Consider the following 19,013-nt stretch of genomic DNA (forward strand, 5'->3'; position numbering starts at 1 on the left):
AAGGATTGTCAAACAGATGTCAGGACAGAGACTCGCACAGGAATCCGGCGCGGCGGTGAGCCGCCGATCACTGCTCGGACTCGTCGGCGCCGGGGCCCTCCTCGCACCGACCCTCGCGGCATGCTCGCACGGCGCAGGAGGACGCGGCTTCGCCCAGGTCGACGTCAAGGTGCCGAAGAAGTACGGCAACCGCAAGCAGAAGGTCGTCCTCTGGAGCTCGTGGAACGCGTCGGCCGGGAAGGTCCTGGACGGCCTCATCAGCAAGTTCAACGACTCGCAGAACGACATCTATGCACAGGCCCAGTACCAGGGCAACTATTTCGACGCGACCTCCAAGGTCACCGCCGCGCTGCGGGCCAAGGCCGTGCCGGACATCATGGCGTTCGGTCAGACAGCCTGGCAGATCTTCTTCCTGAACGAGACGCTGGAAGATCTCAGCAGCTACGCGGACGAGAAGTTCGCCTCCTCGTTCTATGCGAACCTCTACGACGCGGGGCTCATCAAGAAGAGACCGTACTGGATCTCGTTCGCGCGCAGCACGCCCATCATGTACTACAACAAGAACCTGTTCGCGAAGGCCGGACTGCCCGATCGCGGGCCCAAGACCTGGACCGAGCTGCGGGACTGGGGTTCGGCGCTGGTCAAGCAGAAGGCCGCCGGCAAGCCGGTGAAGGTGACCGAGCTGTCCGGCGGGGACAGCTGGGAATTCGAGGCGAGCGTCTGGGAGTTCGGCGGGCGGATTTCGCACGGGCTCGACGTCGTGGTCAACAAGGGCGGCGCGGTCGAGTGCGCGGAATTCATGCGCAAGCTGATCTTCGACGACAAGATGGCCATCCTGGCCAGCCAGTACGGGACGAACTTCAACAACGGTCTGGTCGGGGCCTACATGAACTCGACCGGTGCCCTGGCCGGCACCTACGAGGCGGCGAAGTTCGACGTCGGATGCAGCCCGCTGCCGACTCAGGTGACCCGCGGCGTCCCGACCGGCGGTGCGGGATTCTCCATCTTCAAGGGCGTACCGAAGGAACGTAAGCAGGCCGCCTGGGAGGTCATCAAGTTCCTGTCCTCGCCCGAATCGGCGGCCACCTGGTCGTTGGGCACCGGATACCTGCCCGTCGTGAAGGCGGCAGTGCACCAACCCGACTACGCGAAGGCCATGCAGAAGGACCCCAACCGCCGCGTGGCCGTGGCGCAGCTCGCGCAGGCCGGGCAGCTGGACGAGGTCGATGCCTACGTGCAGAACGCCTCACCGATCATCTACGGCGGGCTGCAGAAGATCTACGGCGACAATCGGCCGTCGCAGGACGTGTTGAACGACGTCGCCCGGCAGCTCGTGGCCGGCGAGAAGAAGATCAGGCCGATGTACGACAAGCTCATCGGTGGCAATGGGTGACCAGACTTCGAACCCTTCGGGTCACCGGCCACCGCGGCGCCATGGGGTACATGCCCGAGAACACGCTGGCTTCCTATCGTCGTGCTGTTGCCGATGGTGTCGACGAGGTCGAGCTCGACCTCCGGCTCAGCAAGGACGGCGAGGTCGTGCTGATGCACGATGCCGACGTCGACCGGACGACGGACGGGCATGGCGCCGTGGCGGACCTGACGCTGGCCGAGTTGCGACGACTGGACGCTGGCAACGGTGAACGCGTGCCGACCCTCGACGAGGCGATCGATGCCGTCGACGTCACCATTCTGGCGGAGATCAAGGCCGACGACGCGGTGGCGGCGCTTCGGCGGATCCTGACCGGGCGGCCCGACCTGCGCCGGCGGATCCAGCCGATGAGCTTTCATGCCAGGCATCTCACGCCGCTACTGGCCGAGTTCGACGATCTGCGGTGTGCGCTGCTCGCGGATGCGGGATCCGACCAACTCGTTGAGCGGGCGGTCGGGCTCGGTGTCGCCTGGATCGGAGTCGGCTGGAAGGGCACCAGCCCCGAGCTGATCGCGCGGGCACACGACCGCGGCCTGGAATATTGCCTGTGGCCGGCTCCGACCAGCGTCGAGGTCGAACGGGCCAGGGCCTGGGGAGCGGACGGGGTGACCACCGACTACCCGGCCAACGTGATCCCGGCCCTGGCGGTCGGGGACCGCGCGGCGGCCGGCAGCGGCCCACCGCGCGGCCTCGGGTCGGCGACGCGAACCATGCCCGGCGAGCGATCCGTTCGCGGCGAGCGATCCGTTCGCGGCGAACGATCCGCGCGAGAGATGCCCGACAGCGTCGAGGAACGGCCATGAACGGCACCGGGATCGCCGCGGTGCTGTTCGACATGGACGGCACCCTCTTCGACAGCGAACGGATCTGGGACGTCAGCCTCGCCGACCTCGCTCACCGGCTCGGCGGCGAGCTGTCCGCGGCGGCCCGGCAACGGGTCGTCGGGACCAACCTGCTGCACACGGTGCGGATCGTGCGGGAGGATCTCGGCGCCGAGGCGGACGACGAGCGGTCGGCCGCCTGGTTACTCGAGCGAACCCGGGAACTGTTCGCCGCCGGCGTGCCGTGGCGGCCGGGCGCCCGGGCCCTGCTCGAGTCGGTCCGGTCCCGGGGGATCCCGACCGCGCTGGTGACCACGAGCTACCGCGCCCTGGTGGACGTGACGCTGGCGCAGATCCCGGCCGGAACGTTCGAGTTCACCGTCACCGGCGATGAGGTGGAGCGGCACAAGCCGCACCCGGAGCCCTACCTGACCGCCGCCGAGGCGCTCGGAGTCGAGCCCGGAGACAGCGTGGCGATCGAGGATTCGCCGAACGGGATCCGCTCGGCGGTACGAGCGGGATGCCTGACGGTGGCCGTCCCCGAGGATCCGCGGACGCTCGCCGATCCGTCCGGCGCGATCGTGCTGGCGCTCGGCGAGGTCACCGTCGACGGGTTGGCGGCGTTGCTGCGCAGCCGGCGGCGGCGCGGGGAACCGGAAGGTGTTCCTGCCTGACCGGAACGCAATCAGGAGAACGCAGCGCAGAAGGGAGAACACGATGTTCGGGCTCCGGAACGCGGGGCGTCCCCGTCGGTATGTCAGGCGATCGGTCAGCACGGCATGCCTTGTGGTGTGCGCACTGCTGGGTACGACCAGCCTGGCCGCGGCGGACACCCTGCCGGCCTCGCACAGCTTCGATCTCAGCGCCCAGGTCGCCAGACACCCGGTGATCGTGAAGGAGGAGATGCAGCATCCGTACTGGGGTGGCCCGGTGCAGGCGTTCGCCTTCGACGACGTGCACCATTACCTGTTCGTCGTGCAGAACCACAACATCTACAGCTCCTACACGGCGCACGGCGCGTTCGAGGCCTACACCGACACCCTGGTCATCAACCGCATCCCGCTGACGGGCGCCCGCGCGGGCCAGGTGATCGACAGCATGACCGTTCCCGATGCGGGCCACGGATCGATCGGAGTGGTACCGGTCGGATCGGGGTCCCAGATCTGGTTGGAGGGCGATCCGAACGGCCCGGCCAGCGGGCCGTGCGCGGGGCAGCACACCTGTCCCGCGTCGAACGACACGGAGATCTTCGGTACCGAGATCGACAGCTTCATGTACCGGCCGAACGCGATCACGACCACGACCCGGCCGGCCGGACTGGTCGCCCACTTCGCCGGCAACTACCACATCTCGGTGTCCTCCGACCCGGTGCACCGGCGGCTGGCCATCCGTTACTGGAACGCCTCGCTGTCCTCGTTCCGGGTCGCGGTCTACGACTGGAACGACGTGCACGATCCGGCGCTGCTGCGCGTGTCGATCCCGCAGACGAGCTTCGCCCAGGGCTTCGTCCTCTACGGCCAGTACTACTACGTCCTGAACGGGAAGTGCCTGCCGAGTGACGCCGGCTGCACCGATTCGACCCAACTGATCGAGATGGATCTCGACAGCGTCGGTTCGCAGGGATCATCGACCCAGGCGACGATCACGCAGCAGGCCCATACCGCGGCACTCGCGACGACCCTGGCGGGTCTGAAGGGCGAGCCGGAGGGGATCGCGGTCCACGCCGATGCGCGGGGGCACATCGGTTTGTTCTTCGGCTTCAACTCCCGGCTGCTGGCCGAGAACAACCTGCCGAAGGTCGTCAGCATCGTGTGCAAGGTCGGCTGGCTGCCACACGTGGCCAGCCCGCAGCCCGACAGCTGCCCGAACTGATCGGTCGCCGGATGGAGAAAGCCCCAGGTCATCACGTTGACCTGGGGCTTTCTGCTGCGAGCCGCCTGTGGGAATCGAACCCACGACCTACGCATTACGAGTGCGTCGCTCTGGCCGACTGAGCTAAGGCGGCAGCGCTGGTGAGTGTACGCGATGACGCACGAGCGGCACGAAGTGGTTGCGGCCGCCCGCGACAAGTGTTTGACTGAGTCAAAGAACTCCGAAGCACGGGAGTGGACATGATCGACTCGTCGCAGCAGCGCGTCGCCGAGGTACGCGCGTTCAACCGGTTCTACACCGCCCTGCTCGGGCTGCTGGAGGCCGATCACCTGCACCTGCCGTACACGTTGACCGAGGCCCGGGTGCTGTTCGAGCTGGGCCAGGTCGAGCAGGTCGACCTGCTCGAGGTGCGGCAGCGGCTCGGCCTGGACGCCGGCTACCTCACCCGGCTGGTGACCAAGCTCGGCCAGGCCGGGCTGGTCGAGCGGGAGCGCTCCGCGGCCGACGCGCGGCGCCAGGTGGTGCGGCTCACCGGCACCGGCCGGGAGACGTACCGCGAGCTCAGCCGGCGCTCGTCCGAGCAGATCGGCGAGCTGCTCGGACGGCTGCCGGAGCCGTCCCAGCAGCGGCTGCTGGCCGCGATGGGTACGGTCCGCGAGGCGCTCGGCGATCCCCGGGCCGGCGGCGACGAGCCCCAGCCCGGCGACGAGGCCCAGCGCGGCGCCGCGGTACGGCTGCGGGCGCCGGCGCCGGGTGACCTCGGCTGGGTCGTGTCGCGCAACGGCGCGCTGTACGCGGCCGAGTACGGCTGGAACGAAGACTACGAGGCGCTGGTGCTGCGGATCGTCGCCGACTACGCCGAGCACCGGGATCCGGCGCGGGAGGCCGCCTGGATCGCCGAGCTCGACGGCGTACCGGTCGGCTGCGTGTTCTGCGTCCGCGCCGGCGAGCCGGACACCGCGAAGCTGCGGCTGCTGCTGGTCGAACCGTCCGCCCGGGGCCTCGGCGTCGGTGGCCGGCTCGTCGACGAGTGCGTGCGCTTCGCCACCGAGGTCGGGTACCGCCGGATGGTGCTGTGGACCAACGACGTCCTCACCTCGGCCCGGCGGATCTACACCCGGGCCGGGTTCGAGCTGGTCGACGCCGAGAAGCACCACAGCTTCGGGTACGACCTGGTCGGCGAGACCTGGTCCCGGCCGCTCGGCGGTGCCCGATGACCGCGCTGGTGTTCATCGCGTCGTTCGCGGTGCTGCTCGCGCTGGCCCAGCTGCTCGGGCTGCCGCACGACAGCCGGGACGGCCACGACTGGCACCCGCCCCGGGCCGAAGAGGACCGGCACGTGCCGCGGCCCGACCGGGACGGCCGCCGGCCGGGCTCCGACCCGACCGACACCGTCGTACCGCTGCGCCGGCACCGCCCGCCGTGGACGCGCCACCACCCAGCGGCCTGAACCGCGATGCGGCCGGCCACCGGACGGGCGCGTCAGCCGACCGCGGCACCGGGCGGCGCGCAGGAACCCGACGGTGCGAGCGCTCCGGCGGGCCGGACCGCGCCGGAGCCGTCAGTCGGCCGCCGCGGCTGCGGCGGTGGCCGCGCGTTCGGCGTCCACCTGCTGCTTGTGCGCTAGGCCGTCGCGACCGTCGTACCGGCGGAACGCGGGCAGCGCCACCGCCAGCGCGATCGTGGTCAGTACGCACAGCACGCCACCCGAGACGATCGACCCGGTGACGCCGGTGAACCGGGCGACCACGCCGCCGCGCAGGTTGCCCAGCGACGGTCCGCTGGTGTAGCTGAGCATCTCGACGCCGGCGAGCCGGCCGCGCAGGTGGTCGGGGATGGTCTGGTTCCAGACGATGCCGCGGAACATGCCGCTGATCTGGTCCGCGGCGCCCGCCACCGCGAGGCACAGCAGCGCCAGCCACAGCGTCGGCGCCAGACCGAACCCCGCGATCGCCAGCCCCCAGGCCGCCGCCGCAACGATGATCATCATGCCGTGCCGGTGCACCCGGCCGGTCCAGCCGGAGCTGACCGAGGCGACCAGGCCACCGACCGACTCGGCCGTGTACAGCATGCCGAGCACGGTCGGTCCGCCCAGCCGGTCGGCGACGAACGGGTACAGCGCGAGCGGCATGCCGAAGAACATCGCGTTGATGTCCACCAGGTACGTGCCCAGCAGCTCCTTGCGGCTCCCCGCGTACCGCAGGCCGGTGATCACCCCGCGCACGCTGGGGCGGTCCGCGTCCGGCGGCGGCGGTACCGCGCGCACCGCGATCAGGCAGCCCAGCGACACCGCGAACGTCAACAGGTCCAGCCCGTACGCGGCGGGCAGGCCGACCCAGGCGATCAGCGCACCGCCCAGCAGCGGTCCGATCAGCGAGCCGACGGTGCTGCGCATCGAGTTCAGCGCGCTGGCGGCGGGCAGTTCGTCCGGGGTGACCAGCCGCGGCATCATCGAGTCCAGCGCCGGCCGCTGCAGCCCGTCGAGGGTGGCGCTGATCGCCGCGATCGCGTACAACAGCCACAACTGCGGCGAGGGCAGCAGCGCGTTGGCGACCAGGATCGCGGTGAGCAGGGTGAAGCCGACCTCGGCGCCGAGTACCAGCTTGCGCCGGTCCAGGTAGTCCGCGAGCGCGCCGCCCAGCAGCGCGGTCACCAGCAGCGGCGCGAACTCCACGATGCCGAGCAGGCCGACCAGCAGTGGCGAGTCGGTGAGCGTCGCCACCTGGTACGGGATGGCGATGTAGGTGACCATCGAGCCGAGGAAGGACACGCCCGCAGCCAGGTACGTGAGCCGGAAGTCCCGGGAGGTACGCAGCGGGGTGACATCCAGCGCCCAGCGGCGCCAACCGATCACGGCCACGCCCGGAATCCTGTCCGCTGCGGCCGCCGCGCGCGACGCAATTTCGCGGGTACCCTGCCGCATCGACGGGTACCGAATTGTGACGGCGGCCACTAACGTGTGATCATGCGGAGCACGATGCAGGAGTGGCCGCTTCGGCTGAGCCACGTCCTTGACTACGGCAGCACGGTGCATGCCGACACCGAGATCCTGACCTGGACCGGTACGGCGGCGCGGACCACCACCAACGCCGAGATCGGCCGGCTGGCCGCGCGACTCGCGCACGGGCTGCGCGAGCTCGGGGTGCGCGGCGACGACCGGGTCGCCACGTTCTGCTGGAACAACGACGTGCACCTGGCCGCCTACCTGGCCGTGCCGGCGATGGGTGCGGTGCTGCACCCGCTCAACATCCGGCTCCCCGCCGACCATCTGGCGTACTCGGCGAACCAGGTAGCCGACAAGGTCGTCCTGGTCGACAGCACGCTGATCCCGGCGCTGGCACCGATCCTGCCGAAACTGTCCACAGTGGAGCACGTGGTGGTGGTCGGGGACGGCGACGTCGAGCCGCTCGCCGCCGCCGGCAAGCCGGTACACCGGTTCGAGGAGCTGGTCGGCTCGCAGCCGGACACGTTCGACTGGCAGTACGACGGGGACGAGACCGAGGCGGCGGCCATCTGCTACAGCTCCGGTACGGTCGGGCTGCCCAAGGGCGTCGCCTACTCGCACCGCTCGATCTGGCTGCACTCCATGCAGATCGCGGCCGCCGGCTCGTTCGGCTTCGCGCCGACCACCCGATCGCTCGTCGTGGTGCCGATGTTCCACGTCATGGCCTGGGGCATGCCGCACGCGGCGTTCATGACCGGCGCCGGGCTGCTGATGCCGGACCGGTTCCTCACCCCGGAACCGCTCGCCGCGATGATCGCCGCCGCCAAGCCCACGCACGGCGCCGCCGTGCCGTCGATCTGGACCGGCCTGCTCGCGTACCTGAACGCGCATCCCACCGACACGTCCACGCTCAAGGAGGTCGTCGTCGGCGGCTCCGCCTGCCCGGAATCGCTGATGCGCGGCTTCGACGAGCACGGCATCCGGATCGTGCACGCCTGGGGCATGACCGAGACCTCGCCGCTCGGCTCCATCGCCCGGCCGCCGGCCGGCGTCACCGGCGACGAGCTGTGGCGGTACCGGCTCAGCCAGGGCCAGATCCCCGCCTCCGTGCAGGCCCGGATCGTCGCACCGGACGGCAGCATCGCACCCCGGGACGGCGAGACCGTCGGCGAGCTGGAGGTCGCCGGACCGTGGATCACCGGCCGCTACCTCGACTCCGACGAGCCCGCCCCGGGCGGAGTCCCGAGTCGCCAACCCGGCAGCCCAGCAGCGAGTCGGGACTCCGACAGGTTCGACGACGGCTGGCTGCGCACCGGCGACGTCGGCACGCTGAGCGCCGACGGCTACATCACCCTGACCGACCGGGCCAAGGACGTGATCAAGTCCGGCGGCGAGTGGATCAGCTCGGTCGAGCTGGAGAACCACCTGATGGCGCACCCGGCGGTACTGGAGGCCGCGGTCGTCGGTGTTCCCGACCCGAGGTGGGAGGAGCGCCCGCTCGCCTCGGTGGTACTTCGCGACGGCGCCACCGCCACCCCCGAGGAGCTGCGCGACTTCCTCGCCGACCGGATCCCGCGCTGGCAGCTGCCGGAACGCTGGACGTTCCTCACCGAGGTACCGAAGACGACGGTTGGCAAGTTCGACAAGAAGGTGATCCGCCGCCGGTACGCCGAGGGCGACCTCGCGGTACGCAATCTCAAGGAGTCCGCACCGGAGTGAGCCCGGCCGCTGGCCCCGGCGCCTCTCGGGGATCCACCGGATTCCGGCACTCGTGTTTTTCGGGGTCGTCACCGATATCGGTGACGACCCCGGCGTTCCTACGCTTCCTGGCATGACCGCCACCCCACCGATCCCCGCCACCGGAACACCCTCGCCCGACGGCTCCGGTACCGCACCTCCCGGCGACGGCGACGCGCAGCCGCGCCAGTTCGCCCTCACCGTCCTCGTCGCGGCACCCGCCGCCTGGTTCTTCGGCTGGGTCGTCATGCGGGTACGCACCACGCACGGCCCCGGTGCCGCCTGGACCACCGCGCACTCGCTGTGGATCGTCGCGTTCACCATGTTCGCGATCGGCTGCGTCGGCCTCGCCCGGCTCGTCGGGTCCCGCCGGCTCGTCGGGCAGGGCCGGGCGACCGGGCCGGGCCACGCCGTGCTGGTCGCCGCCACGACGGTCGCCCTCGTCGGGGCGGTACTGACCGGACTACAGATGGTGCTCGACCTGATCGTCGGGTTCGCGCCGACCGAGGCCGCGATGGACGACCGGTACGATGCGCTGTTCGCCGTACCCGGAGTGCACCTGGTCTGCTACACGCTCGCCCCGATCGTCTTCTACGTCGGGCTGCTCGCGCTGCTGGTGCTCGGCGCGGTGCGGCGAACGGCGCCGGTGGCGCTGGTCGTACTGGCCGGATGCGGGATCCTCGCCGCGGGCATCGGGCACGGGCTGCCCGGCATGCTGCGGCTGGTCGAAGGCGCCGGCGGGCTGCTCATCCTCGGCGCCCTCGCCAGCATCGTGCGGACCCGTGGCGGTGCCTTACCGCCGGCCTGACCACCGGAGACGCCGAAGCCCCGGCGCAGTGCGGCGGGGCTTCGTGGCGGGCGTGCGGCTCAGACGCCGGGGAACGGGTGCACGCCCGGGTCGTGGTACTCGCCGGCCGCCACCGCCTCCTTGTACCGGGTGAAGGAGCGCTCGATCTCGGCCTCCGCCTCGACCCGGCCGACCCAGTCGGCGCCCTCGACGCTCTTGCCCGGCTCCAGGTCCTTGTAGACCTCGAAGAAGTGCTGGATCTCCAGCTTCTCGAACTCCGGCATGTGATGCACGTCGCGCAGGTGGTCCTGGCGCGGGTCACCGGCCGGTACGCAGAGCAGCTTGTCGTCCGGGCCGCTCTCGTCGGTCATCCGGAACATGCCGATCGCCCGGCACCGGATCAGGCAACCCGGGAACGTCGGCTCCCGCAACAGCACCAACGCATCCAGCGGGTCACCGTCCTGGCCCAGGGTCAGCTCGACGAACCCGTAGTCGGCCGGGTACTGGGTCGCGGTGAACAGGGTGCGGTCCAGCCGGATACGGCCGGTGGCGTGATCCACCTCGTACTTGTTGCGCTGACCCTTGGGGATCTCGATGGTGACGTCGAACTCCACGCCCCGGTCCTCCAGTTCGCTCCCGGCAGCGTGGGCCACCGGCGACAATGACTTTTGCCCGGCCGGTCGGTGCGGCGGTGCGCCTGCCCGAGTCGGCGATCCACGACGCCGGCCCCGGTGCCGGCTGTCACGCGGTATTCGTCCAGTAGTCTCGCCCAGGTGCGCCGGGGAGGCAGCGGGAGGGGCTTGTGACGGGAGATTGCACACACCCTAACGACCATTCTTCGGACGGTTCGCCCCCGTCGGATATAAACGCCCCGGTCGAACAGAACACGAAAGATCACTCCGAGCCAGGCAATCCAGACGACACTCCCGATCCGGCCCCGCACACCGCCTCTACTGCCGACACGGACGCCGCCGGCGAGCCCGGCGACGATGGCGCTCGTACCAGCCCGGCCGACGCCACCGCTGCCACCAGCACCGACGACCGCGCCGGCGCCACCGATCCCGCCAGCACCGGCGATCCCGATGGGCTGAGCGGCACCGCCGATCCTGGCGATCCCGGTGACCCGACCGGCACGGCCGATCCCGGCGACCAGGCGGGTCATGCCGATGCTGGTACCGAAGCTGCTGGTACCGAAGCTGCTGGTACCGAAGCCAACCAGGCTCCGCCCGCAACCGGTGCGATCGCACCGGACCGGGAACCGGCCGGCCGATCCACCCCCGAACCCGGCGTCGAGACCGAGGCCGGCACGGTCGGAACCGCACCCGACCGCGGCACCGCCGAGCCACCGGATTCTGCTCCACCGCCCGAATCCGGCCCCGTACCTGAGCACGGCACCGAACCCGAGCCGAGCATCTCGCCGGAGCAAGACACCGGACCCGGCCCGGAGCGAGGCACCGGACCCGGAGCGAGCGCCACATCCGGATCGCGTACCGCAGCCGCGCCAGGCACCGGGCCCGAGCCGGGCAGCGCAGCCGAATCGACCGCGGAATCCGACCCTGGCCCCGACTCGGACGCCGCCGCCCGAGGGGAGAATGCCGCACCCGAATCGGGCACGGAACCGGCACCGATCGCTGCCGCCGAACCCGGCCCGGCGGGCCAAGCCGAGCCCGAGCCGAGCAGCGCAGCCGAAAACGCCGAAGGCGACCGCACCGCAGGCGAAGCCGGCGAGCGGCCCGCGCACGCGGCGCACGACGGCACGCTGAACGAAGCCGGAGACGGCACTGCGGCCGCCGACCCCAGCCGCCCGGACGAGGCCAGAACGGCCGCCAGCACCCGCCCCACGGACGACAGCGGAGCCGCCGCCAGCACCGGCCCGGTCGGCGAGAGCGGGGTCGCCGCCAGCACCAGCCCTGCAGGCGAGGGCCGGGTCGCCGCCAGCACCAGCCCTGCGGCAGAGAGCGGTGTCGCCGCCGGCACCGGCCGCACGGACGAGAGCGGTGTCGCCGCCGACATCGGCCGCACGGACGACGGGACCGAGGCCGCGGCGAGCGCCGGCCGTACGGGCGGGGCCGACGCGGATCCCGGCACCGGCAAGGCTTCCGGCACCGAGCCCGATGGGCGGGGCGGGTCCGCGCCGCCCGGTGGTGGCGACCGGATCGAGCAGACGAGTACCGACAGCACGCAGATCCTGGATCTGTCCGGCCTGCGCTGGGCAGGGCCGCACGAGCCGCCGGCGACCCGGATGCCGCCGCCCGGTACCGATTCCCCGGCCGGCCAGGGGCGGCAACCCGGCCCGGTGGGCCGGGCGCAGCAATCCGAGCCCGCGCCGAGCGAAGCGGTGGCGCCGGAAGGGTCGCCGGATGGGCGGGGCAACCGGCCGGGCTGGCCGATCGAGCCGACCCCGTCGCTCGGTGCACCCCCGCCGGTCGAACCGATCGAAGCGGGACCGTCCCGCGGACCGGTGTCCGGCGACTCGACGCCGCGCGGCCGGGCGATGGTCCGGCCGCCCGCGGCGCCGCCGGCCCGGGGCACCGCATCGGTCGCCCCCGGCGAGCCGGCCGCGTCGTCCACCGAGCCGGCTGCGCCGACCGCCGGCCCACCGGCGTCCACCACCGGCCCCCGCGCGCCGGCCCCCGCGCCACCCGCATCCGCCGCCACGGGAACGCCGCAGGGCGCCGAACCACCGACCCAGGCGTTGCCGGCGCCGGGCGCGGCCGAACCATCCACGACGCGGATCCCGGCAGCCGCCGAGTCGTGGGCCCCCGACCGGGACACCGCGGCACCGGACGCGGCTGGGCCGGGCGCCCGGCAACTCCCGGACGGCTGGCGGGCCGGCACCACCTCGGCCACCGGTACCGCCCAGGTTCCGCCGGCCGCTACCGAGCCGGCAGCCGGAACCGGATGGTTTTCCGCCCCGCCCACAACATCGCAGGACGCCTCCACGGCAAGCCCGGCCCAGGGTCCGGCCGCATCCGGGACAGCGCAGGCTCCCCCCACCGCGAGCCCGGCCCAGGGTCCAGCCGCATCCGGGACAGCGCGGGTTCCTTCCACGGCGAGCCCGGCGCAGGGGCCCGCCGCATCCCGGACCGCGCAGGGGCCGGCCGCATCGGGGACGGCGCAGGTCTCCCCCGCGCCCGGAACATCGCAGGGTCCCTCCACGGCGAGCCCGGCGCAGGCGCCCGCCGCATCGGGGACGGCGCAGGTTTCCCCCCCGTCCGGGTCGGCACAGGTTCGTGGTGTGGCGGGGACCGCGGCGGCGGCGCAGGGCGGCGGCGAGGCGCTTTCGGCGCACGGCGATGCGGGCACCGGTGCGGCACCCGAGGTACCGGCAGAGCCGCCGACGTTGCGGTTGCCGGCACGTCCGCCGATGCCGCCACCGCCGGCGGACGTGCCACCGCCGGCGCGGCGACCGGGCCGGCCGAACCGGATCCTGATCGGCGCGCTCGCCGCGCTGGGCGTGCTGGTACTGATTGCCGGCGGTCTGGTGGTCTTCCGGCCGGGCCCGGTGGAGAAGCTGTTCGCCGGGGCCGCGACGCCGTCCCCGTCGCCGTCGACCGCGGCGCCGAAGCCGGTGCTGTCGCCGGTGTCCGGTGCGGCGGCGCCCACCCCGGCCGGGGTGGCGCGGGCGCTCGGCCCGAAACTGACCGACCCGCGGCTCGGCGCCCGTACCGCGGTGTCGGTGGTCGACGTGGCGACCAACAGCGCCCTGTACGGCAAGACGCCGGATGCGATGGAGGTGCCGGCGTCGGTGACGAAACTGGTCACCGCGTCGGCGGTGCTGACCGTACGCGGCCCCACGTACCGGCTGACCACGAGCGTGGTGGCCGGCTCGAAGCCGGGCGAGGTCGTCCTGGTCGGCGGCGGTGACCCGACCCTGGCCACCAACGGCCACAGCATCTATCCCGAGGCGGCCCGGCTGGACAAGCTCGCCGACCAGGTCAAGAAGGCGCTGCACGGCGTCAAGCCGACCCGGGTACTGGTGGACTCGTCGCTGTTCGGCGGCCCCGGCACCGGCCCCGGCTGGGACGGCGACATCGTGTCCGGCGGGGACGCCGCGCCGATCCGGCCGGTCATGCTCAACGGCGGCCGGGTCGACCCGAACGGTGCCACCGCGGTCCGCACCACCGAGCCGGACCTGGACGCCGGCCGCAAGCTGGCCCAGTTCATCGGCGCCCCGACGAACACGGTGACGCACGGCAAGGCGCCGTCCGGTGCCCGGCGTCTCGGCGCCGTCAAGTCGCCGCCGCTGCTGCACCTGATCGAGATGATGCTGCAGCACAGCGACAACGTGATCGCCGAGACGATGGCCCGCCAGGTGGCGCTCGCCGAAGGCAAACCGGCCACGTTCGCCGGCGGCGCGGCGGCGACCACCGAGGTGATCAAGCGGCTCGGCCTGAACACCGCCGGGCTGCAGTTGCACGACGGCAGCGGGCTCTCCCGCAAGGACCGGATCTCGCCGTCGTTCCTGACCAGCCTGCTGACCTCGATCACCGACGGCAAGCACCCGAAGCTGTGGCCGGTGTGGACCGGGATGCCGGTCGCCGGCTACAGCGGCACGCTGCTCAACCGGTACACGTCGTCGGCCGGGGACGCCCGGGGTGCCGGCATGATCCGGGCCAAGACCGGCAGCCTCAACGGCACCAGCACCCTGGCCGGCCTGGTACTCGACTCCGACGGGCGGCTGCTCGCGTTCGCGATGATGGCCGAGGGCGTCACCGACTGGGGTGGTGCCGAAGCCGCCCTGGACGTGGCCGCCACCACGCTGGTCGGCTGCGGCTGCCGGTGACCTGGCGTCTCCCGGTACCGAGCCGCCTGGTCACCGCCCCCCACCGCTCCCGCTGGGTGCTGGCGGTGTGAAGCCCACCCCTGTCCGACCCTGCGCTTCCGGCGTGCTGGCGCCAACGCCCGCTCTGCCCGGCGCCGCGCGCTCGGCGTGCGGGTGTAAAGGCCACCTCTGTTCGCCGCTTTACCCCGCGTGGGGGAATGCGAGGAGAGGGCTTCGCCCCCTCCTCGCGCTCCTTCCCCGCCAAGGGGATTCCCCTTGGCCATCCCCTTACCCATCCCGGTGACGATGCCCCTCGACGCCCAGTGCCCGTCGAAGAAGACCGGGGAACCGGCCCGGCCTACCCATCACGCCAACGCCCGCCTCGCAACGCAACGCGACGCTTCGTCTCCTGGCGGGCCACAGGCGGATGGGGTTGGTTGTTGGCGTGGCGGGCTCGGCGGCGATGGGTAGGCCGCACCGACACCCCGTAGCTCCGAAACGGGCCAGGCGGGGTCAGGATCTCGTCTCTGGTTTTCCGGTGGGGGATTGTCAAGGGGGCGACTGCCCCCTTGACGGGGAGGGGTGTGGGGAGGGGCGAAGCCCGCTCCCCACGGTCCCCCACGAGGGGTGAAAAGAGGAACAGAGGTGGGCTTTACCCCACCAGCAGAAGCGCACGCCGGCGCGAACAGGGGGTTGACGCCGCCAGCAAGAGCGCGCCGGCGCGGACGGGGGTGGGCTTACGCTGCCAGCGCGAGCGCAGCGCGAACGGAGTGGCGCTTCAGCGCCCGACGCCGGACCACATTCCGGACACCCCGGGCAGCACGACGCAGCCGGAACGAACGAACCGGGGGCGTCGATGCTGGGCGGCCGGCCCGGCAGGCACGTACCGTTGGACCATGACGCAGTTTGTGGACTGGGATCTTGCCATCAGCACGGCCGGGACCATCTCGAAAGCGGGTCCACGGGTCAGCTTCGACGAGGCGGCCGAGGTGGTGGGCGACCTGCGTCAACTGACCGACGAGGCGGCCGGCCACGTGATCGCCACGACCGGCCTGAGCGGCACGACCACGGCGCACCCACCGGTGCGGGTGGTGGACCGGGCCGACTGGGCGGCGGCGAACCTGCGCGGCCTGCGCGACGTGATGACCCCGCTGATGGAGCGGGCGCTGGCCGGCAAGGAGCCGGGCACGTTCACCCAGCAGGTCGGGTCCCGGCTGACCGGCGTGCAGGCGGGGACGGTGCTGGGCTACCTGTCCGGCAAGGTGCTCGGGCAGTACGAGGTGTTCTCCGGCGAGCCGGGCAACCTGCTGCTGGTGGCGCCGAACATCGTGGAGGTGGAGCGCAAGCTCGGCGCGCGGCCGCGCGACTTCCGGCTGTGGGTGTGCCTGCACGAGGTCACCCACCGCACCCAGTTCACCGCGGTGCCGTGGCTCCGGCAGTACTTCCTGGATCAGGTCAGCGAGTTCGTCGATGCCTCGCGGGTGGACACCGAGCAGCTGGCCGACCGGCTGCGGCACGCGATGGAGTCGCTGGCCGACGCGGTGCGGTCGCCGGACAGCCGGGCCAGCGTGCTCGACCTGGTGCAGACGCCGGCGCAGCGCAAGGTGGTCGACCGGCTGACCGCGCTGATGACGCTGCTGGAGGGGCACGCCGACTACATCATGGACGCGGTCGGACCGCAGGTGGTGCCGTCGGTGGAGGAGATCCGCAGCAAGTTCAACCGGCGCCGGGAGACGACGAACCCGGTGGAGCGGGTGATCCGCAAGCTGCTCGGCATCGACGCGAAGATGCGGCAGTACGCGGAGGGCAACAAGTTCGTGACCGCGCTGGTGGACCGGGTCGGCATGGACGGGTTCAACCGGGTGTGGGAGTCGGCGGAGACGCTGCCGCAGCTGACCGAGATCACCGATCCGGACGCCTGGCTGCGCCGGGTGCACGGCGCCGAGATCTGAGGCTTCGCTGGATGGACGTCGCCGTGCGGCGGCCGCGCCGCGTACCCGGCGGGGCTGAGTAGATGGCACGGTTGCCGCCCGCTGTAGCGGCGGTGCGGGTCGCGGTGCGCCGGTCGCTGACCGGGATGGCCCCCGGCGGTACGGTGCTGGTCGCCTGTTCCGGCGGTCCCGACTCGCTGGCGTTGGCGGCGGCGACCGCGTTCGTGGCGCCACGGTCGGGCCTGCGGGCCGGGCTGGTGACGGTCGACCACGGGTTGCAGCCGGGTTCGGCGGCCCGGGCGGCGGAGCTGGCCGAGTGGGCCCGCACCGCCGGGCTGGCGCCGGTCGAGGTGGCGACGGTGACGGTGGGCTCGGCCGGCGGTCCAGAGGCGGCGGCCCGCACCGCGCGGTACGCGGCGCTCGACGAGGCGGCGGCGCGGCACGAGGCCGCGGTGCTGCTCGGCCACACCCGGGACGACCAGGCCGAAACGGTACTGCTCGCGCTGGCGCGCGGCGCCGGCCCGCGCGGCGTGGCCGGCATGCCGGCGGTGCGCGGGCGGTACCGGCGGCCGCTGCTCGGGCTGCCCCGGGCGACGACGGTCGCGGCGTGCGAGCAGCTCGGGCTGACCCCGTGGCGGGACCCGCACAACACCGACCCGGCGTACGCGAGATCCCGGTTGCGGTCCGCACTGGATGAGCTGGAATCGTTGCTGGGCAAGGGTTTCCGCAGCAACCTGGCCCGTACCGCGGAGCTGGTGGCGGCGGACACCGAGCTGCTGGACGAGCAGGCCGACGCGCTCCTGTCCACTGTGGACAAGGATGACGGGCTGGCGGTGGCCGAGCTGGCCGCGGCGCCCCGGGCGCTGCGGACCCGGGCGCTGCACGCGTACGCGCGGCGGCTCGGCGCGCCGGGTACCGACCTGACCGCGGGGCACGTGGCCGCGCTCGACGCGCTGCTGACCGACTGGCACGGCCAGGGCCCGGTGTACCTGCCGGGCGCGATCACCGTGCGCCGCCGCGCCGGCCGTCTCACCCCACCGCTGCCCCGGTGCCGGGTGTGACCCCGTACCAGCAGGTTCCCACGCGGCGCGTCGGCGTGGGAGACTCCGTGACGTGATGAGCTACGACTGCCGCACCCTGGCCGAGCGCGACCAGGGCATTGCCGCCGCGGTGGAGGCCGTCAAGTCCGGCCAGCTGGTGGTGTTTCCCACCGGCACCATGTACGGGCTGGGTGCCGACGCGTTCGACGAGGATGCGGTGGCCGAGCTGCGCCGCCTCAAGGATCACGGCCGGGACGTCGCGTCGCCGGTGATGGTCGGCTCGCAGCAGACCCTGGACGGGCTGGTCCTGGTGCTGCCGCAGGCGGCCCGGGAACTCGTCGAGGCGTACTGGCCGGGTGAGCTGAGCGTGATCGTCGAGCACGCGCCGAGCCTGGCGTGGGACATCGGCGACACCGACGGCACGTTCCTGGTGCGGCAGCCGCTGCATCCGGTGGCGCTGGAACTGCTGCGCGAGACCGGCCCGATGGTGGTGGTGGGCGCATCGCTGCCGGGAAAGACCCCGCCGACCACGGCGGAGGAGGCGCAGGAACAGCTCGGTTCGGCGGTGTCGGTGTACCTGGAGGCGGGGCCCGGCGGCGAGGCGGTGCCGTCGACGATCGTCGACTGCGCGGAGGAACCGCCGATGCTGCTGCGGGCCGGCGCGCTGTCGCTGGACACGCTGCGTACGGTGGTGCCGGAACTCGTCGAATCGGACTGATCGACCACCCCCACGGCCGACCGTTTGCCCGCATCGGCCACGATAAGTAATCGAATCCTAGGCAAGACTGCGACCCGCGGAGACCCTCGTGACCTATCCCCCTGGCCAGTACGGCCAGCCCGGCGGCAACGACCCCTACGGTCAGCAGCCGCCCTATGGCCAGCCCCAACAGCCCTACGGCCAGCCGCCCGCGAGCGGTCAGCCCGCCTACGGCCAGCCGGCCAGCGGTCAGCCGTACGGCCAGCCCGACCCGTACGGCCAGCCGCCGGCGAGCGGCCAGCCCTACGGCCAGCCGGCCAGCGGTCAGCCCGCGTACGGCCAGCCGCCGGCGAGCGGCCAGCCGTACGGGCAGCCCAGCGGCGCGCCGTACGGGCAGCCGTCCGGCGCACCCGACCCGTACGGCCAGCCGGCCCAGCCGTACGGCCAGCCCGGCTACGGTCAGCCGGGGCAGCCCGGGTACGGCGGCATGCCGCCGGTCCCGCAGCAGCCGAAGAAGTCGAAGCTGCCGATCATCCTCGGCGCCGGCGGCGGTGGGCTGGCGCTGATCATCATCCTCATCATCGTGCTGGTCGTCGCGTTGGGCGGCAGCGGTGGCGCGAGCGATCCGGCCACGGCGGTGCAGAAGTACCTGACCGCGGTGTTCAAGGACAAGGACGCCAGCACCGCCAAGGCGATGCTCTGCAAGGCGGAACAGCACACCACCGACGCGGACCCGGAAGAGGTCCAGAAGCAGTTCCGCAGCGGTTCCACCCAGGTGTCGGTCGACTGGACCACGCCGACCGAGTCGAGCCGCAGCGGTGACAACGCCGAGGTGAAGAACGACCTGAAGCTCTCGTACAACGGTCGTTCCACCACCCTGCCGGTGACCTGGAAGGTCGTCGACGAGTCCGGCTGGAAGGTCTGCGACCTGGAGACCGGCACGCCGAAGTAACCGCACCGACGCGCGCGGCGCCGCCCGGGGATGCC

Annotated in this window: 15 protein-coding genes and 1 tRNA gene; 13 read left to right on the forward strand and 3 right to left on the reverse strand. The window is 72.2% G+C overall.

Annotation, left to right across the window (positions count from 1 at the left end; all coding sequences use genetic code 11):
- The first annotated feature begins 16 nt into the window (after nucleotides 1-16).
- The 4 genes from Asera_RS03045 (at nucleotide 17) to Asera_RS03060 (ending at nucleotide 4,125) form a co-directional block, all read left to right on the forward strand.
- Nucleotides 17-1,393, forward strand: coding sequence for an ABC transporter substrate-binding protein (locus Asera_RS03045; protein ID WP_084131773.1), 1,377 nt, complete (start codon nucleotides 17-19; stop codon nucleotides 1,391-1,393).
- A gap of 41 nt (nucleotides 1,394-1,434) precedes the next feature.
- Entirely contained in the window at nucleotides 1,435-2,235 is an 801-nt protein-coding gene (locus Asera_RS03050; RefSeq protein ID WP_051802396.1) for a glycerophosphodiester phosphodiesterase, read from the forward strand.
- 20 nt (nucleotides 2,236-2,255) lie between these two features.
- Nucleotides 2,256-2,927 (forward strand): HAD family hydrolase, encoded by a 672-nt coding sequence (locus Asera_RS03055; RefSeq protein ID WP_051802408.1) that lies wholly within the window; start codon nucleotides 2,256-2,258, stop codon nucleotides 2,925-2,927.
- 115 nt (nucleotides 2,928-3,042) lie between these two features.
- A complete protein-coding gene (locus Asera_RS03060; RefSeq protein ID WP_157034893.1) occupies nucleotides 3,043-4,125 on the forward strand; it encodes a hypothetical protein in 1,083 nt (360 codons plus the stop codon).
- A gap of 59 nt (nucleotides 4,126-4,184) precedes the next feature.
- Here Asera_RS03060 and Asera_RS03065 read toward each other — a convergent pair.
- Nucleotides 4,185-4,258, reverse strand: a tRNA-Thr gene (locus tag Asera_RS03065).
- A gap of 106 nt (nucleotides 4,259-4,364) precedes the next feature.
- On the opposite strand from Asera_RS03065, the gene Asera_RS03070 reads away from it, so the two are divergent.
- Together Asera_RS03070 and Asera_RS03075 are read left to right on the forward strand one after the other, a co-directional pair.
- Nucleotides 4,365-5,342: a bifunctional helix-turn-helix transcriptional regulator/GNAT family N-acetyltransferase gene (locus tag Asera_RS03070; protein WP_030446978.1), complete on the forward strand. Its 978-nt coding sequence runs from the start codon at nucleotides 4,365-4,367 to the stop codon at nucleotides 5,340-5,342.
- On the forward strand, nucleotides 5,339-5,575 hold the full coding sequence (locus Asera_RS03075) for a hypothetical protein (RefSeq protein ID WP_030446979.1): 237 nt from the start codon (nucleotides 5,339-5,341) through the stop codon (nucleotides 5,573-5,575). Before Asera_RS03070 ends, Asera_RS03075 begins: the two co-directional genes overlap by 4 nt.
- A gap of 111 nt (nucleotides 5,576-5,686) precedes the next feature.
- On the opposite strand, the gene Asera_RS03080 is transcribed toward Asera_RS03075, so the two are convergent.
- Entirely contained in the window at nucleotides 5,687-6,985 is a 1,299-nt protein-coding gene (locus Asera_RS03080) for an MFS transporter (RefSeq protein ID WP_030446980.1), read from the reverse strand.
- Nucleotides 6,986-7,090: 105 nt separating this feature from the next.
- On the opposite strand from Asera_RS03080, the gene Asera_RS03085 reads away from it, so the two are divergent.
- Entirely contained in the window at nucleotides 7,091-8,788 is a 1,698-nt protein-coding gene (locus Asera_RS03085) for a long-chain fatty acid--CoA ligase (RefSeq protein WP_030446981.1), read from the forward strand.
- Nucleotides 8,789-8,900: 112 nt separating this feature from the next.
- Complete coding sequence (locus tag Asera_RS03090; RefSeq protein ID WP_030446982.1) at nucleotides 8,901-9,614, forward strand: hypothetical protein; 714 nt, start codon at nucleotides 8,901-8,903, stop codon at nucleotides 9,612-9,614.
- 59 nt (nucleotides 9,615-9,673) lie between these two features.
- Here the strand turns inward: Asera_RS03090 and Asera_RS03095 are convergent, their stop codons facing one another.
- Complete coding sequence (locus Asera_RS03095) at nucleotides 9,674-10,207, reverse strand: inorganic diphosphatase (RefSeq protein ID WP_030446983.1); 534 nt, start codon at nucleotides 10,205-10,207, stop codon at nucleotides 9,674-9,676.
- A 2,624-nt stretch (nucleotides 10,208-12,831) separates the two neighbouring features.
- Between Asera_RS03095 and dacB the strand changes: the two genes are divergently transcribed.
- The 5 genes from dacB (at nucleotide 12,832) to Asera_RS33775 (ending at nucleotide 18,978) form a co-directional block, all read left to right on the forward strand.
- Entirely contained in the window at nucleotides 12,832-14,379 is a 1,548-nt protein-coding gene (dacB, locus tag Asera_RS03100; RefSeq protein WP_051802397.1) for a D-alanyl-D-alanine carboxypeptidase/D-alanyl-D-alanine endopeptidase, read from the forward strand.
- An 875-nt stretch (nucleotides 14,380-15,254) separates the two neighbouring features.
- A complete protein-coding gene (locus tag Asera_RS03105; protein ID WP_030449531.1) occupies nucleotides 15,255-16,310 on the forward strand; it encodes a zinc-dependent metalloprotease in 1,056 nt (351 codons plus the stop codon).
- A 62-nt stretch (nucleotides 16,311-16,372) separates the two neighbouring features.
- Nucleotides 16,373-17,350 carry a tRNA lysidine(34) synthetase TilS gene (gene tilS, locus Asera_RS03110; RefSeq protein ID WP_030449530.1) on the forward strand — a complete coding sequence of 326 codons (978 nt, stop codon included), beginning with the start codon at nucleotides 16,373-16,375 and terminating at the stop codon, nucleotides 17,348-17,350.
- Nucleotides 17,351-17,405: 55 nt separating this feature from the next.
- Nucleotides 17,406-18,047 (forward strand): L-threonylcarbamoyladenylate synthase, encoded by a 642-nt coding sequence (locus Asera_RS03115; protein WP_030449529.1) that lies wholly within the window; start codon nucleotides 17,406-17,408, stop codon nucleotides 18,045-18,047.
- An 88-nt stretch (nucleotides 18,048-18,135) separates the two neighbouring features.
- The gene (locus tag Asera_RS33775; RefSeq protein ID WP_051803008.1) at nucleotides 18,136-18,978 is read left to right on the forward strand and encodes an Rv0361 family membrane protein; all 843 of its coding nucleotides are present in this window, start codon (nucleotides 18,136-18,138) and stop codon (nucleotides 18,976-18,978) included.
- Nucleotides 18,979-19,013: the final 35 nt, after the last annotated feature.

Source organism: Actinocatenispora sera (genome assembly GCF_018324685.1).
Classification (GTDB): domain Bacteria; phylum Actinomycetota; class Actinomycetes; order Mycobacteriales; family Micromonosporaceae; genus Actinocatenispora; species Actinocatenispora sera.